The 15511-nt window shown below is 38.7% G+C and carries 18 protein-coding genes and 5 tRNA genes; 2 read left to right on the forward strand and 21 right to left on the reverse strand.

Annotated features, from left to right (window positions below; translation table 11 throughout):
• From WDC_RS07845 to WDC_RS07905, 13 genes are all read right to left on the reverse strand, one after another.
• The coding region (locus tag WDC_RS07845) for an alcohol dehydrogenase catalytic domain-containing protein (protein ID WP_044011317.1) at positions 1–485 on the reverse strand (485 nt) is incomplete at its 3' end.
• 216 nt (positions 486–701) lie between these two features.
• Positions 702–1511 (reverse strand): metallophosphoesterase family protein, encoded by an 810-nt coding sequence (locus WDC_RS07850; protein ID WP_044011318.1) that lies wholly within the window; start codon positions 1509–1511, stop codon positions 702–704.
• 295 nt (positions 1512–1806) lie between these two features.
• Positions 1807–1880: transfer RNA gene (locus WDC_RS07855), tRNA-Pro, on the reverse strand.
• Between the two features lie 5 nt (positions 1881–1885).
• A tRNA-Arg gene (locus tag WDC_RS07860) sits at positions 1886–1959 on the reverse strand.
• Positions 1960–1969: 10 nt separating this feature from the next.
• Positions 1970–2041 (reverse strand) — tRNA-Gly (locus tag WDC_RS07865).
• A 155-nt stretch (positions 2042–2196) separates the two neighbouring features.
• Complete coding sequence (locus WDC_RS07870) at positions 2197–2877, reverse strand: amino acid ABC transporter permease (protein WP_044011319.1); 681 nt, start codon at positions 2875–2877, stop codon at positions 2197–2199.
• A gap of 13 nt (positions 2878–2890) precedes the next feature.
• Complete coding sequence (locus WDC_RS07875) at positions 2891–3724, reverse strand: transporter substrate-binding domain-containing protein (RefSeq protein ID WP_044011320.1); 834 nt, start codon at positions 3722–3724, stop codon at positions 2891–2893.
• Positions 3725–4067: 343 nt separating this feature from the next.
• Positions 4068–4150 (reverse strand) — tRNA-Leu (locus WDC_RS07880).
• A gap of 38 nt (positions 4151–4188) precedes the next feature.
• Positions 4189–4261 (reverse strand) — tRNA-Val (locus WDC_RS07885).
• A 90-nt stretch (positions 4262–4351) separates the two neighbouring features.
• Entirely contained in the window at positions 4352–4993 is a 642-nt protein-coding gene (locus WDC_RS07890; protein WP_044011321.1) for a deoxynucleoside kinase, read from the reverse strand.
• Between the two features lie 167 nt (positions 4994–5160).
• A complete protein-coding gene (locus tag WDC_RS07895; RefSeq protein ID WP_044011334.1) occupies positions 5161–6624 on the reverse strand; it encodes an amino acid permease in 1464 nt (487 codons plus the stop codon).
• Positions 6625–6973: 349 nt separating this feature from the next.
• Positions 6974–7504: an Rrf2 family transcriptional regulator gene (locus WDC_RS07900; protein ID WP_044011322.1), complete on the reverse strand. Its 531-nt coding sequence runs from the start codon at positions 7502–7504 to the stop codon at positions 6974–6976.
• Positions 7505–7667: 163 nt separating this feature from the next.
• The gene (locus tag WDC_RS07905) at positions 7668–8204 is read right to left on the reverse strand and encodes a GNAT family N-acetyltransferase (RefSeq protein ID WP_044011323.1); all 537 of its coding nucleotides are present in this window, start codon (positions 8202–8204) and stop codon (positions 7668–7670) included.
• Between the two features lie 41 nt (positions 8205–8245).
• On the opposite strand from WDC_RS07905, the gene WDC_RS07910 reads away from it, so the two are divergent.
• The gene (locus tag WDC_RS07910) at positions 8246–9064 is read left to right on the forward strand and encodes an alpha/beta hydrolase (protein ID WP_044011324.1); all 819 of its coding nucleotides are present in this window, start codon (positions 8246–8248) and stop codon (positions 9062–9064) included.
• A 100-nt stretch (positions 9065–9164) separates the two neighbouring features.
• On the opposite strand, the gene WDC_RS07915 is transcribed toward WDC_RS07910, so the two are convergent.
• The 6 genes from WDC_RS07915 to WDC_RS07940 form a co-directional block, all read right to left on the reverse strand.
• On the reverse strand, positions 9165–9350 hold the full coding sequence (locus WDC_RS07915; RefSeq protein WP_044011325.1) for a PspC domain-containing protein: 186 nt from the start codon (positions 9348–9350) through the stop codon (positions 9165–9167).
• 86 nt (positions 9351–9436) lie between these two features.
• Positions 9437–10105, reverse strand: a complete 669-nt coding sequence (locus WDC_RS07920; protein WP_044011326.1) for a phosphatase PAP2 family protein — start codon at positions 10103–10105, stop codon at positions 9437–9439.
• 76 nt (positions 10106–10181) lie between these two features.
• Entirely contained in the window at positions 10182–10640 is a 459-nt protein-coding gene (locus WDC_RS07925; RefSeq protein WP_044011327.1) for a threonine/serine exporter family protein, read from the reverse strand.
• A gap of 12 nt (positions 10641–10652) precedes the next feature.
• Positions 10653–11408 (reverse strand): threonine/serine exporter family protein, encoded by a 756-nt coding sequence (locus WDC_RS07930; protein WP_044011328.1) that lies wholly within the window; start codon positions 11406–11408, stop codon positions 10653–10655.
• A gap of 147 nt (positions 11409–11555) precedes the next feature.
• Positions 11556–11756 (reverse strand): cold-shock protein, encoded by a 201-nt coding sequence (locus WDC_RS07935; RefSeq protein ID WP_044011329.1) that lies wholly within the window; start codon positions 11754–11756, stop codon positions 11556–11558.
• A gap of 205 nt (positions 11757–11961) precedes the next feature.
• Entirely contained in the window at positions 11962–12612 is a 651-nt protein-coding gene (locus WDC_RS07940; RefSeq protein WP_044011330.1) for a metal-dependent transcriptional regulator, read from the reverse strand.
• 280 nt (positions 12613–12892) lie between these two features.
• Here WDC_RS07940 and WDC_RS07945 point away from each other — a divergent pair, with 280 nt between their 5' ends.
• Positions 12893–13786: a cation diffusion facilitator family transporter gene (locus WDC_RS07945; protein WP_044011331.1), complete on the forward strand. Its 894-nt coding sequence runs from the start codon at positions 12893–12895 to the stop codon at positions 13784–13786.
• A 202-nt stretch (positions 13787–13988) separates the two neighbouring features.
• On the opposite strand, the gene WDC_RS07950 is transcribed toward WDC_RS07945, so the two are convergent.
• A complete protein-coding gene (locus WDC_RS07950) occupies positions 13989–14687 on the reverse strand; it encodes a VIT1/CCC1 transporter family protein (protein ID WP_044011332.1) in 699 nt (232 codons plus the stop codon).
• Positions 14688–14703: 16 nt separating this feature from the next.
• Complete coding sequence (locus WDC_RS07955) at positions 14704–15381, reverse strand: VIT1/CCC1 transporter family protein (protein ID WP_044011333.1); 678 nt, start codon at positions 15379–15381, stop codon at positions 14704–14706.
• Between the last annotated feature and the right edge of the window lie 130 nt (positions 15382–15511).

Here is a 15511-nt window from a genome sequence, read left to right on the forward strand (position 1 = left end):
GAAACAAGAATTTGAGTTAATATCTGTCCAACACCTCCACTAATACCGTGAATAAGCACTTTATTCTCTGCTGAGTTTTTAGCCAAATCGTGAGCTAAAAAGTCGGCTGTTAGTCCTTGCAATCCTAGGCTGATAGCCAATTCATCCGATACTGAATCGGGTACAATAATTGCTTTTTTTGTTGGTACACTGACAAATTCAGCATTAGCGTATGGAACGTCAACAAATAAAATTATGTCACCAACTTTTAGACTATTTGCATTTTCGCCCAATTTTGTAACTCGGCCAATTCCTTCGTATCCATTAATCCAAGGAGTATGATTTTCAATATGATAATTGCCACGGCGGCGATATATATCTGCAAAGTTTAGTCCAATTAAAGATGTTTCTACTAAGGCTGAATCAGAATCAATAACAGGATCAGAAATCTCACCATATTCCAACACCTCTGGCCCACCAAATTTTGTGAAGTATAAAGCCTTCATTTGTCTACCTCCTTTCATGCCATTATAAGATTTAGTTTAAAAAATGAGGTAAGCAAAAAGATTATCACTTACCCTGATAGTTTGACTAGTATCTACGTCAACAATTAGCTAGCCAATTTTACTGCCATACTCACGCGCTACATTCAGCACTTGCGATACTGAGTGCAATTTACATATGAAATTCTATCGAGTTTAATCTTAAAATATTATTGATCCTTATTTCATCTGATGTGTCTTGTCTCCATCAAAGACATTGCCGTTAATGACCCACCGCTTACTGACTTCATTCCCTTGTTCATCAAGGGTAAGAGCAAATATACCCCCATTCGAAGCACCAGAACGGCTCCCTGCATCGATTAAATAACGTGGTATATCATCTTCATCGCTTTGCATTTTAAAGTAGCCTCTACCATCATTTGCAATTGTCTGTACCGGTGTGTGACCTGTCACAATAACCTTACCTAAATCGTTATGGTGCCAGTTACTGCTATTATCAAAATAATACTTATCACGGATCCACATGAGATCATCTTTAGTCTGTTCTTTGAAACTATATTCCCAATTAACACCAGCATGGACAGCCAATATATGCTCATTTTTCCAAATTAGCGGTAACGTTTCAAGAAATCTCGTATACTTTTTTAGCGGTTCATGGTTAAGACTATCTGCAACCACTATAGAGTTACTCGAATGAATACCTAGTTTGCGCCATGTATGAGCACCACCATTGATTCTCCACGTTTGATAAGCTAAGTCATTACCTCTTGCTGTCTCAATCCAAAAATCATCATGGTTGCCCAATATGGCAGTATCACCATGATTATTCACACGATCCATAACTATTTCTAGCACCCTTAGTGGATTAATTAATTGTGGCTTATCATGCGCACTTTCATGACGTGTAGCAATGCCATCAATATAATCACCTAAAAAAACTAATCTGGTACCTTCAATGAACGGATCACTTAATAGTGCTGATAAATCGTCTGAAGCAGAGTGTATATCACCTACAAACGTATAATTCATATAAGCTCCTTTTCGCACCGGCGTTATCGTCGTACTTTAGTGTAAAGTATTTGAATTGATTTTAGCACAACTAATAGATCCTGTAGCAAAAAGCAAGCATGAAAGCGAATACTTATACCACTAAGATAGTCCAAATTACGGATTTGATTTATATACTTAAGTGTCATAACAACTAATGTATTTGTTGTGACTCTATATAATTAATTTTCGTTGATATCAAATGACATCTTAGACAAAGAAAAAGCCTGTTAAATTAGTAATTTCATACTAACTAACAAGCTTTTACTCTTTATTATCGGGAATACACGATTCGAACGTGCGACCTCAGCGTCCCGAACGCTGCGCTCTACCAAGCTGAGCTAATTCCCGAATGATGCACCCAGTAGGAGTCGAACCTACAACCTTCTGATTCGTAGTCAGACACTCTATCCAATTGCGCTATGGGTGCAAAATAAAAAAGCGGAAGACGGGATTCGAACCCGCGACCCCCACCATGGCAAGGTGATGTTCTACCACTGAACTACTTCCGCAATTTTAGCATTAAATCAAATTTTTATTTAAAAATATCTGACTTAATAATGATAATGTATTCCAAACCACCTGTCAACATCAAATCGTGCAGCAAGCTTAAATTAAAAAGGAAGATGCGGAAAAATGGTGCTCTTTTCCCTCATCTTCCTTTATCTTATCGAACATATTTACTACTCAGTCGTTTTTCAAATACTTGCATACACTGTGATAATACTTGAGTCAAAATCAGATAGATGACCCCGGCAACTAGCAAAGGTGGCACAAAATCATACAGCGTTCCACCAACACCTAAGGCTTGTGCCGTAACCTCTTGTACTCCAATATAAAACAAGACTGAAGATTCCTTAATCAAAGTGATGAACTCGTTACCTAGTGCGGGTAAAATATTACGCACGGCCTGTGGCAAAATAATAGAAAACATTGTTTGCTGCCGGCTAAGCCCCAATGACAACCCGGCTTCATTTTGCCCTGTCGCCACTGAAATAATTCCTGAACGAAATATTTCAGCAGTATAAGCTCCTGAATTAATACCCAAAGCAAGCGCACCGGGAATAATTCGATCTAATCCCGAACCTAGCACTTGAATTTGCGGGATTGGCAGTACCTTTGATAATGTGTAATAAATTAGCATCACCTGAATCATTGATGGTGTGCCCCGCACAATCCCAATATATAGCCGCACAATCCACTGCAACACAGTCACCCGAGATAATCGCATCAACACCATCAATAGCCCAAATAGTATCCCCAAGGCAACCCCAATGATTGAAATAATAATTGTCAGCGCTGTCCCATCAAGAAATAATGGATAGTATTTTCCTAAGAAATCAAACATTTATATACCTCTTTTATTTGGCAGTACCATACTTTGTTTGGATCTTTTCTGCTTGGTTCAATAGCTTTTGCATGTCGCCATTTTTTTGCAACTTCGTAATTGTCTTGTTAACCTGCTTCATTAATTTTTTGTCACCCTTACGCCCAGCAACATTAATATGGCTTTGTGATGCAGGTGTTGTTAATTTAACCTTAGCCTTAACATACTTATCGGGATAATTTTTCAGGTAGTTATCAGCAATTTCACTTTCGACAACCACACCATCTAATTTGCCCTGTTGCAATTCAGTGGTCAAACTAGTAACTAATCCTTCAGTCACAATATCGCCTTTGGTCTGTTTCTTAGCAATTTGTTCTTGGACAGATGCCTGTTGTGCTCCAATTTGAGCACCTTTTGTATCTGCAACCGTGTTGTATTTATTCGCATCGGCTTTTTTAACTAACAAATAGTTTTTAACGGTGTAGTAACTCTTTGAAAATGCAACTTGTTTCTTACGTGCTGGGGTTGAAGTCATCCCAGATAAAATTAAATCAACCTTATTACCCTTCAAATCAGAAATTAAAGATGAAAATTCAGTATTTTCAATTTTTACCTTAACTCCCATATCCTTGCCGATTTGTTTAGCAATTAAAATATCGTAACCGGTAATTTGCTTTTTACCATTTTTGACAATTGGAAATTCGAATGGTGCATAATCAGCACTCGTACCAATGACCAACGTCTTTTTATCTTTAATCTTTTTGACACTGTTATCTGCATTGGAACTGCCACAACCAGCAAGCCCAATTGATAACACCATCAACAGACTCATTGAAACCAACCAACCCTTTTTCGTCCACTTCTTCATCTAAATTTCCTCCCTAAATTTCAAATTCCAACCATTTAAATTGCATATTTATCCTTATTCAAATTAACGACAAATTGTATATTTGCCTTTTCAGTGGGGAAAATGGCTGAAATTTAATTATGATAAAATGTATAAACATACTTTTATGTTGTAAGTATCATAGGATTATTTTTGAATAAAGTCAAGCTTTAATATGATTTTTTTGTATAATAATTCTAAAGTTATTCATCAGCCGCAATAAAATTCAAATACAGACTAAAAAAGAAGCTTACAAAAATTGAAATCATTTTTGTAAGCTTCTTTTTAATTTTTTTCACTAACTAGCTCAATTGACTAATTATAATGCGGATGAAGGGACTCGAACCCCCATGTCCAAAAGACACTAGAACCTAAATCTAGCGCGTCTGCCAGTTCCGCCACATCCGCATAAAACTTATTTAATTATTTTTCACTTAGTAGTGAAATGGAGGATACAGGGCTCGAACCTGTGACCCTCTGCTTGTAAGGCAGACGCTCTCCCAACTGAGCTAATCCTCCAAAACCGTTTCATTACCGCAGTAATGCCGTAAAGCAACTATTTAACTTTATCATCACGGTTTTTAAATGTCAATATGATTTTTGTCGCGGCTACTTCAATGAAAGTGCATGTAATTCATGATCCACAATCGTCATCACCTTATCAGCCGCTTTAGTATCTTCAACGAAGTTATATTCATCCCCGTTAATTGAGATCTTAGGACTTTGATCATAGGCGTCAAACCACTTAACATAACGCTGGTTCAACGTTTTATAGTAGTCATACAAACTAGGATCATTTTCAATTTGTTCAAACGACCGGCCACGTTTTTTGATTCTCTCAAGCATCGTTTCAAATGATACTTGGATGTGAATTAATAAATCCGGTGCCTTTTGGTGTGGTTCGTTGGGCAGTTCTTCCATCATGTTTTTTAACAATGAATCATAGATAGTTACTTCTGTTTCAGTTGCACGACCTAAGTCTGCGTTTAAATGAAACAACAGGGAATCCTCAAAAATTGAACGGTCTAACACATCTGTATCATTGGCAAACGCACTCTTAATTTCATCCAGGCGCTTATTCAAAAAGTAAATCTGGAGTAGAAAAGCATACTTTTTAGGATCCTTATAAAATAGCGGTAAAATCTCGTTGTCGTCAACTGATTCGTAAAATGGCTTACTACCTAAGTGTTCAGCCAGCATCTGTGTCAGACTTGTTTTGCCTGCTCCTATGGTTCCTGATAAAACAATCATAAATTTCTCCTCCAGTAATTTAACTTGTCCAATTTCAGTACGCATTTCATTGTATCATCTCTACCCAAAATCTAAAATTACTTCTTGATTACAATTTAATGAGATCAACTCTAACCCGGTGATAGCAATAAAAAAAGTTCAGAATTTATTTCTGAACTGACTAACTGCTACCCTTCCCACGATTCACCCTTCGTTTTAGGACTTAGATCAACTTCATCTAATGGAATTACATGAGTTTTATGGCGAATTTTATAATACAGGAATAATATAACGAACAATGGAATGCTCATATACGTAAACCCAATTGCTTGCCAATCCATTTTAGCAAATGCATCTAAATCCTGTCCTATAATTACGATAATACAGAGCACAAGCGCAAAGATTGGACCAAAAGGGAATAATGAAGCGTGATATTTAAGTTCTGCCACACTATGCCCCTGTTTAATAAATGCTTTTCTGAATCTGTAATGTGAAATCGCAATCCCTAACCAGGCAATAAATCCTGTGAGCCCGCTCGCGGCAATTAAAAATTGATAAATTTGCGGGCCAAAAATTCCTGTCAAAAAAGTAAATGCTCCAATTATCGTGGTACCAACCAATGCATACATTGGAATCCCACGTAGATTAACTAAGCCAAAGATTTTCGGCGCATACCCTTCGCGTGACAGTGAATATAGCATTCTGGTGGAGGCGTACATCCCTGAATTAGCAGCCGAAATTACAGAGGTTAAAATAACTGCGTTCATCACACTAGCAGCTGCAGCTAAGCCAGCTCGCCGGAAAACCAGCGTAAATGGACTGATCGCAATATCGCTAGCCGATGAACCCAATAAATCCTTGCTTGTATATGGCAAAACACAAGCAATGACAAAAATAGCCAAAATATAAAATAACAAGATCCGCCAAAAGGTAGAATGAATAGCTTTGGGAATGCTTTTCTCAGGCGTCTCAGACTCACCAGCTGTAATCCCAATTAATTCAGTTCCCTGAAACGAGAATCCCGCGACAACAAAGACACTTAGGATTGGCGGAATACCACCAACAAAGGGTGCAGCTTTAACAGTTAAATTATGAAATCCAATGGCTGGACCGCCTAAAATACCGACAATTGTTAGTAACCCAACTGCCAAGAAAATGATTACCGTAACAACCTTAATAATGGCCATCCAATACTCTGCCTCACCAAATGAACTTACAGACAGTGCATTAATTAGGAAAACCAACAGCATTGCGACGGCACTAAATATCCACCCTGGAACATTGGGCAACCAAAAGTTCATAACAATTCCAGCTGTGGTAACGTCCACCGCGATTGTAATCGCCCAATTAAACCAGTAGTTCCAGCCCATGGCAAAACCTAACGCCGGATCCACAAATTTAGTTGAATAGGCCGCAAAAGAACCTGTTAATGGCATGTATGTGGCCATTTCCCCTAAACTTGTCATTAAAAAATAAACCATGATACCAATTGCAACATAGGCAACCAAAGCACCACCAGGTCCAGCAGTTGAAATGGCTGAACCACTGGCAACAAACAAACCAGTCCCAATTGAACCACCCAACGCAATCATCGATAAATGACGTGTCTTTAATGAACGCTTCATTTGCCCATTTTCACTTTGTGTTTCCATTCCCATTTTTATTCCTCCTTGTGTCACAATTGCAACACGTAATTGTTTCATCCAAAGAGTCAGAAACGCCAAATTAAAAGGATCTCTTTGTTTATGAACGCTAAACAAAAAGACCCACCATTTGTCCGGTCAGATCGTCGACAACGTTCCGCAATGTCACTTGCAAAAGTTTCTGGTTAAATCACCAGATTGCGACGAATAACTAAATAAGTAGCTATTCATTTCGGCAAATCACCACTTGGTTACTCCGTTGATGCTTAATCATCTACAGCAACAAGAACTGGTGAAATGCATAGCCTCTTCTCCTGATACGAAGGCTATTATACACCAGGGGACCAAAAGCACAAGACTATTGTAATTTTATTTCTGCTAAATTTTCACGAATTTGAGTAATGAAATTTTTCGGTGCCATGATGCTATCATTCCAATTAATTGTCGGAACCTTCGTGACCTGTAATAAATCAACCAAGATTTCAGCTAAATTATGTTGTTTCAATACATTAATCCAGGCTGCATCGGCCTTATCGAAGATAGAGTTAACTGTCTGTGAGGCTTGGCTAGCTAGTGGCTGGGCCTCCGCAAAAACTCGGTCAATGAAGCCAAAATTAGGATATGAGTGCACCTCACCTTCAACAGCTTCAACTATTGAGTAGACAGTGATTTCATTTGCTGGTTTTGCTAGTGTAAAGCCACCGTTATTACCGCTAACCGATTTGATCAGTTCAGCAACGACTAGCCGACGCATAATTTTTTGGAGATAACTTTGTGAACCACCTAATCGTTGATGAATTAATTCAGACGAAAGTGGAATATCATGTTCTTGAGTTGCTAATAACGTTAAAATGCAAGCTGCTTGTTCTGTTGCCTTTGTTAATTGCATATCAATCACCTCGCAAATATCATTTAGTACCTTAATTTTACCATATCATCCGATTAATCAGCGATTGAGGCTTAATTTTATCGACGAATATTAGAATTAAATTAAAAAATAAGGGAATGGTGATAAAAATTGTGCATTAGCATACAAACGATTAGTCGCAACTCTATGTGGACATCATCAGGCTGTCACGTTGGTAATACTGTTCTAAATCATTAAATTGGCTGGCCGCCAGCTCCGTGGGGTGGCTTGTCTGTTTTAACCCCAACTTAGTTAACACCCGTTGCGATCTGTGATTATTTGCCATCACCCCAGCACACAGATAACGATATTGAGTGGTAGCAAAAAAGTCGCTAATTAATTTATTACCAGCTTCGGCCACGTACCCATTACCCCACCACTTTTGGCCTAATAAGTAGCCTAACTCACGGTAATGCGCTGAAATCATAAAATCAGCCCGATAGCACTGATAAAAGCCGAACATACCAATCAATTCATCCGTGCCGACTAACTTGAGTACAAAAATATATGGTTCTGGTGTCACCATTGACAATGCCAGTAGCCGTTGTGCGTTATCAGCTGGTAACTGTAATCCGCTGAGGTCGCGGATGATTGGATCACTTAATAATTGATTTAACGCATTCAAATCCGTTCGCTGCAATCGTGTTATTCTTAATCGGTTTGTTTTATACTGAATTTGCATTATAATAGCCTCATTAAACTAAAATTGTTGAGGTGCTAACTGTGCAAGTTATTCAAAAATCATTATCTACTAAAAATTATGCGACCAAGGCGACCGTGACTGGTTACTTGCGAGAACCAGACGAGCATGCCGGTCACACTTCTTTACCGGCCATCATTTTTGTTCCTGGTGGCTCATATACTCACATCCCAGTCCAGCAAGCAGAATCCATTGCTCTTGCATTTGCTGCTCAAGGCTATCAAAGTTTTATTTTACGCTATAGTTTCGCTGGTGAAAAGAGCCCATTATTACCAGCACCAATTATTGAATTAGGATTAACATTTAACATGCTCCGTAACCATGCCGTTGAATGGCGGCTGAACCCAAATCAAGTCGCTACGATGGGCTTCTCAGTTGGTGGCCACATTGTTAGTCTGTATAATGATTATTGGGATTCAGAATGGTTAACTCAGGCAACGAGCGTCCCTGCCATGCAACTACAGCCATCAGCAATTATTTTAGGTTACCCTGTCATTGATCTTAGGGCCGGTTTCCCAGCTTCAGGCACTGATTATAGTGCGTGGACAACCGAGCCAGCAAAATTTGCAGCTCAAGAGCATGTCACTAACAGCAATGCGCCTACATTCTGTTGGGTCACCAATGACGACCCAATAGTACCGGTTAACAATTCACTAGCTTACGCAAACGCACTCGCGGTCCACAATATTCCACAAGAACTGCATATTTTTCATCATGGTCCGCATGGTTTGGCATTAGCCGATGAACGCACTGCCTGGAAAGATGATGCAAATCAGCCTCACGCGGCTCACTGGTTTGATCTTGCTATTGAATGGTTACAAGAAAACATGCTGATTAATTAATAATTAGTTCACAACAAAAAAGATGAGGTTACAGAAATAATTTTTCTGAGACCTCATCTTTTAATTTCAGTGCTTGCGGAACGATTGCGTGAGAAACTCACTAATTTTCGCTGTCAGGCATAACTATTGCAGCAACAAAATAAAATATTATCCCAGGCATAAACATAGTAAACAATGTAATTGCCGAATATCCTAACCGGACTAATGTTTTGTCCCAGCCTAGATACTCCGCAAAACCACCCAGAACACCTGCAAACACTTTTTCATTTGAGCGTTGTAATTTCATCTTCGGTCACCTCCACTAAAAGTCTTTAACTATTAGTTCTGCTAACACGAATTTACCATAATTCAAGCCAATTACCAACTAATTTGCTAAATTTGTGAATTAGCAACAAATTTCCACCGTTTTAGAATCGGCGCAAACCAAACATACAGCCATTCTGCTACTTGAACCCAAGTATATGCTAACAACATTGCCCCGATTACATCGCTAGGATAGTGAGCATATAAGTAAACGCGGGAAATAGCTAATAAGATTAAAAAGATGACAATTAGGATTTGACAAAGCAACCGCCATAGACCTCTTTGAATATTCGGAATAACTACCAAAAATAAAATGGCAGCAATTATAAACATCCCGAAAACATGGCCGCTAGGAAAACTAAAACCATCATCGCCAGCTAAATGCTGGGCTGGTCGTGCTCTTTTAACCACATTTTTAACTAAAAATGCGACCACATCACCACTTCCAAGGGTGGCAATTGCCCAAATTGCTGGGATTTTATACTTAAAACCCCAGAGCAAAAAGGCAATGATAACTACGTAAACGACCGCCATTTTTGGACTACCGAGTGCAGATACAATCGTCATGACTAAAGTTTTAAAGCTGGTTTGTGAATCCGTAACAAAGAAACCTTGTAACATTGAATCAAATAATTGAAATGCCACTGAATTAGCCATAATCATGGCTGCAATTAATACAAAAATAATGCCACTGATTAAAAAGCGTCTTAAGCGACTCGAATCTTGTTCCATATACATATGAAGTGTTCCCCCAAATTATTAGTCAGTCAAAGTATACCATACGTTAAAAATTAGCTAGGCTTTTTTCATTTTTTTAAGATTCATAGTGCGTGCCCATTTTTTTGCGCCCATACTGCCAAATTTGATGATAAAGTTCTCCCAAAATAAAGCCCATGGCAATCGCTCCTGCAATTACCACCACCTGAACTAAAAACCCACAGGCAGTTTGTGAGTGCCCAATGGCAAAATTACGAATCATTTGATAAGCCTGACCGCCCGGTACAAATGAGACCAGACTTGGAATGTTAAAAATTACCATCGGCATCTTTTTATAATAGGCTGCGTACATACTAATCACACTAATCAAAAAAGCCGCCATTAGATTACCAAAGGCAATCCCGACTCCTAAGCGTGAAATAATCCAATAAAATCCCCAAGCAAACCCGCCAATTAGACCGGCCATATTAAGTGCCCGCCGAGGAATATTCAAAATAATACCAAAACACATAGTTGCTAAATAGGCCATTAGCAACTCAAATAATAGCTTTACCATTTTAATTTCTCCCTAAACAAAATGCAGGACACAAACAATACCGGTACCAATTGCGGCGGCCGAAAGCAACGCTTCAACAGCCCGGGCAGGCCCACTGATTAAATTACCACCAACTAAATCACGGACGGCATTTGTGATGGGCACACCTGGTACCAACGGCATCACACTTCCAATGATGATGTTATCCAGATACTGTCCCAAATGTAACCGGACAGCAATTGCGGCCAACAAGCCAATCACCAATGATGCAATAAATTCGCTCAAAAATTGAACCTTAAATTGACGGTTAAAAAAATCGAAAACAGCGTAACCAACACCGCCAATGACAAAGCCCGCTGGTGCATCAACATATTCATTGGTGAAGACAATCAACAAAACAGCACTCAATAGAGCTGCTGCCAACAAACGGAGCCAAAAAGAAAACGTTGGTGTGTCATTGTCAATTCGGTCTAGTCGTTTTGCCAGTGTAGTTAGTGATAATTTTTGTTCCGCAAATGCACGGGAAAGTTCGTTGACTCGTGCTACTTTATCTAAATCGATCGTCCGCCGTTCAATTGTAGCAACTTGTGCGTTAGGGGTATTATTTACTGAAATCACTATGCCGGTCACGGTAACAAACATCTGTGCTGAATCAACACCGGCATTATGTGATATTCGCTGCATTGTATCGATAACACGAGTCATTTCTGAACCATTTTCGATCAGAATGCGGCCTGCTAGTAAGCAGGCATTGATTACATTTAATTGTTTTTGCTCATCTGCTACCACGATTTCATTTCACCTCATATCAAAATCCTAAATCTGTTTAATTATGCACTACCAGCTAATCATTAAGCAACATTTTTTTGGACAAAAAAACTCCTAGTATTAGTAAACTAACACTAGGAGTTTAAACGTTATTCGTTAATTAAGTTTTTACTGCTTGTTAACGTTAACGGCTTGTGGTCCACGGTCGCTTTCTTCAACGTCGAAAGAAACTGATTGGCCTTCTTCAAGAGTCTTGAAGCCGTCGCCTTGGATAGCTGAGAAATGTACGAATACATCATTGCCATCTTCGCGAGTAATAAAACCAAAACCTTTGTCTGCGTTAAACCATTTAACTGTACCTTGTTCCATGTTGAAAATCCTCCTGTGCACTTTGCACGTTCTTTATTTTTTGTAATTCATGTTCCGGTGCAAATTGGGGATATTCCAAACAATGAAACGATCGAACCAAAATTACCTTACCTAAACTACAGAACTGAGTATAACATATAGATTTGAAAAAAGATAGCAATTACAAACGTTTATTAACCAAACAGTAAAATAATTTATTTCAGTATCAATAATGAACAAAAATATTATGAGCCGCTTTGTAAGAAATATCGATTTTCGCCTGATCTATCATTCGTATAACTTGGATGGGGCCTTCAAATGGATCATGGTGTAATCCTTTAATTTTATCATTGATGTGCAACCCTGTACCAGATAAGTAAACCAGCAATTCATGATTATCGATGAAACGTTCAACAGTAACTTTTTCATCATCTTTTACGTCAGCCAATGATAAATGACTAATATCATTATATTTGCCATCACTATCGGGAATCACTCCGCCATGGGGACAATATTTGGGATGTTCGAGAAATGTATCGAGTGCGTTAGCTAAACGTTGACTGGTTTCATGCTCAAGCAGCTCAGCCTCCGGATGCACGTCTTGTAATCCGTAATTCAACTTTTGTACTAAAAAGGACTCCCACAGCCGATGCTTACGAACTAACTGCGTCGCAAATCTTAATCCTTGTTTGGTTAATGAAATACCAGCGTATGGTTCGTGAATTACCAATTTTTCAGCCACTAACTTGGCGATCATTTCAGTTACCGAGCCTGCCGCTACCCCTAAGCCCAGGGCAATCTGTTTATTAGAAATTTTTTTCTGAACACCACCCAGTTCAAAAATAATCTTTAGGTAGTCTTCTTTCATCGGAGTCATGTATGTCACCTCAACAAACCAAGATAAAAAATTTTCATTATCTACAACTAGATCTCATTGCAAAGGAAGACTGAACTAAGTTAAGATGAAATAGATCTTACTCCACTTATATCAGTTGAAGAGTGAATAGGAATAGCATATCATAACATTAAGAGTTCGGACTGCCTAAAATTTATTTTAACGCAAATTTCAATATTATTATAACCAGACAAGTTAACAACACAAAAAATATAACCGGACGGCAAGCAACTTGAAAAAATCAAATAAGTCAGGTGTTCTCATGCATTCAAAATTAATTACCAGTCGCCGATTTTTGGCAGTTACATTATTAAATATTCTCATCACCGTAGTTGAAATTATTGGTGGTTTGTTATCAGGAAGTCTTGCCTTGCTTTCTGACGCTATCCATAATCTAGGAGATTCGCTATCCATTGTGATGGGTTTTTGTGCCCAAGTAATTGGCTCACGCCCCGAAAATGCCAAACGAACATTTGGTTATCGGCGAGCAGAAATTTTGGCTGCACTGCTAAATGGGTTGCTTTTAGTCATAATTTCAGTTTTTCTAGTGGTCGAAGCCGTCCAACGTTTTAACCATCCCCAACCAATTGACGGGCCAATTATGTTAGTGGTTGCTATTATCGGATTGATTGCTAATCTGGTTTCTGCAGTATTACTCCATAGTGGCAGCACTAGCAGTCTCAACATCAAGGCGACCTACTTACATGTTTTGAGCGATGCTTTGTCATCCATTGGAGTTATTATCGGTGGAATTGTAATCACATTTACTGAAATCACCTGGATTGATCCTTTAATTACGATCATTGTCGCCATCTATATTTGCTATAAAGCTTGGCCAATTATTCATAAAACATTAAGCATTTTAATGCAGTCATCTCCCGACATTGACTACCCCGCGATTAAGCATGATATTGTGGCCATCGATGGAGTCGTTTCTGTTCACCACGTCCACGCTTGGATGATTGATGAGCAAAGAATTATTTTTTCCGCTCACATTAACTTACCAGACATTCAATTAAGTGAAGTCGAACCCATCTACCTAGAAATCGAAAAGCTATTGCACACAAAATACAATATTGGCCACGTCACTATCCAAGCAGAAGTTGAACGTGGACTGGATGAGGAATTATTTAATACGCCGGCAGACAAAGAATGAACGGTCACATTCCTGAGTAATTATCGTGGTAAAAGAAAAGAGTTTCAATCACCAATTCATTTTTTGAATTATTGATTGAAGCTCTTTTCTTATACGTTAGAAAATTGTAGCTCTACACGCATTAACACTGTAACGAGAATGGAAATTAAAATAACTTCAGGAACACATTTTATAATCTCGATTGATCAATCATAGAAGGTTACTAAAACAACTGACCCACATAATAATGAATAAACATTGTAATCAGTCCCACAATAATATTACGAATAATCGCATTTTTTACCATTCCGTTACCCAGTTTTGAGCTAATTAATCCAGTTAATGCAACTGAGAATGTCACAGCAATTATTGTGGCAATCATTTTTAAATCAGCAGGTGCAAATGTCATAGCTACTAGCGGAAAAATACCACCAATCGAGGCAGCAAACAGAGATGATATTGCAGCGTCCCACGGATTTAAGTAATGACCCAATTCAATGCCGTATTTTATTTTAACAACCGTAGCCAATGCCTTTTTGGCCAATAAATCCTTTGCAATTTCAGTTGCTGTTTGCTTGGATACGCCTTCCGCAATGTAATAGTCAGTTACTACCTTGATTTGGCCAGCAAAATCTGACTTTAATAACCGTTGTTCCGTGACAACCGCTGATTTTTCGGTATCTTTTTGCGTACTGACAGATGCATATTCACCTGAGGCCATCGAAAACGCACATGCCAGTAAATCTGAAATACCAGCGATCATGATAACAAACTGATTGGAAGTTGCTGCTGCAACACTGAACAGTACCCCTACAACCGTCAAAACACCATCATTAGCTCCCAGCACCCCTGCTCGCAACGTATTTAGTTTTTCTTCCATCGTTTGAACTCGTTTAGTTTCATGCTTTGTTAATTCATTCATTTTAGTTATCCCTCCACTAGGCAAATAAATGACCAATAAAATAAGTCACAATCATCGTTAAAATACCGGCGATAATATTACGAACAACTGCACGATAACGATTAGAATTGCCTAAAACGGCTGCACTATACCCTGTAAGCGCCAATGCAGCAATAACTGCGAGCACCGTCGCCATAATCCGAATATGAATCGGAAAAAATGTAATCGATACTAACGGTAAAATAGCACCAGTGGGAAACGAAATCATTGAAGCAATTGCAGCTGCATATGGACTAGTCAAATCATGAATATTAAAACCATAACGTTCACGCATGGTGGTTGCCAAAGCGTCTTGCGTCATTAGCTCCATTGTCGCACGTTGTGAAAGTTCTTCTTTAATTCCTTGTTCCGTGAATTTTTGCTTCACAATTTTAAATTCATGATCATAGTCTTCCTTTAAGCGTTCGGTTTGCTGAATAATGGCCATCTTTTGCGAATCTTTTTGCGTGTTCACTGACACATATTCGCCCATTGCCATTGAAATCGTCCCAGCCAATGTTCCGGCCAAACCAGAAATCAAAATTGCATAACTACTGGTCGCCGCACCAGCAACCCCAATAACAATCCCTGCAACCGATAAAATACCATCATTGGCTCCCATTACACTTGCACGCAGAATATTGATCCGTTGAGCTAACGTTTGTTTGTGTGCCATCAGAATTACCCTCTTATTCTTTTTTGTTTAGAACCATTATAACATAGAAAATTAAGCTAGCAGCCGTAAATAAGTGTGTTTTACCTGAATAGTTTTAATTCAGTCAAAATTTAAAAGAGACCAAGAAAAC

Origin of the sequence: Paucilactobacillus wasatchensis (genome assembly GCF_000876205.1) — a bacterium.
Taxonomy (GTDB): Bacteria; Bacillota; Bacilli; order Lactobacillales; family Lactobacillaceae; genus Paucilactobacillus; species Paucilactobacillus wasatchensis.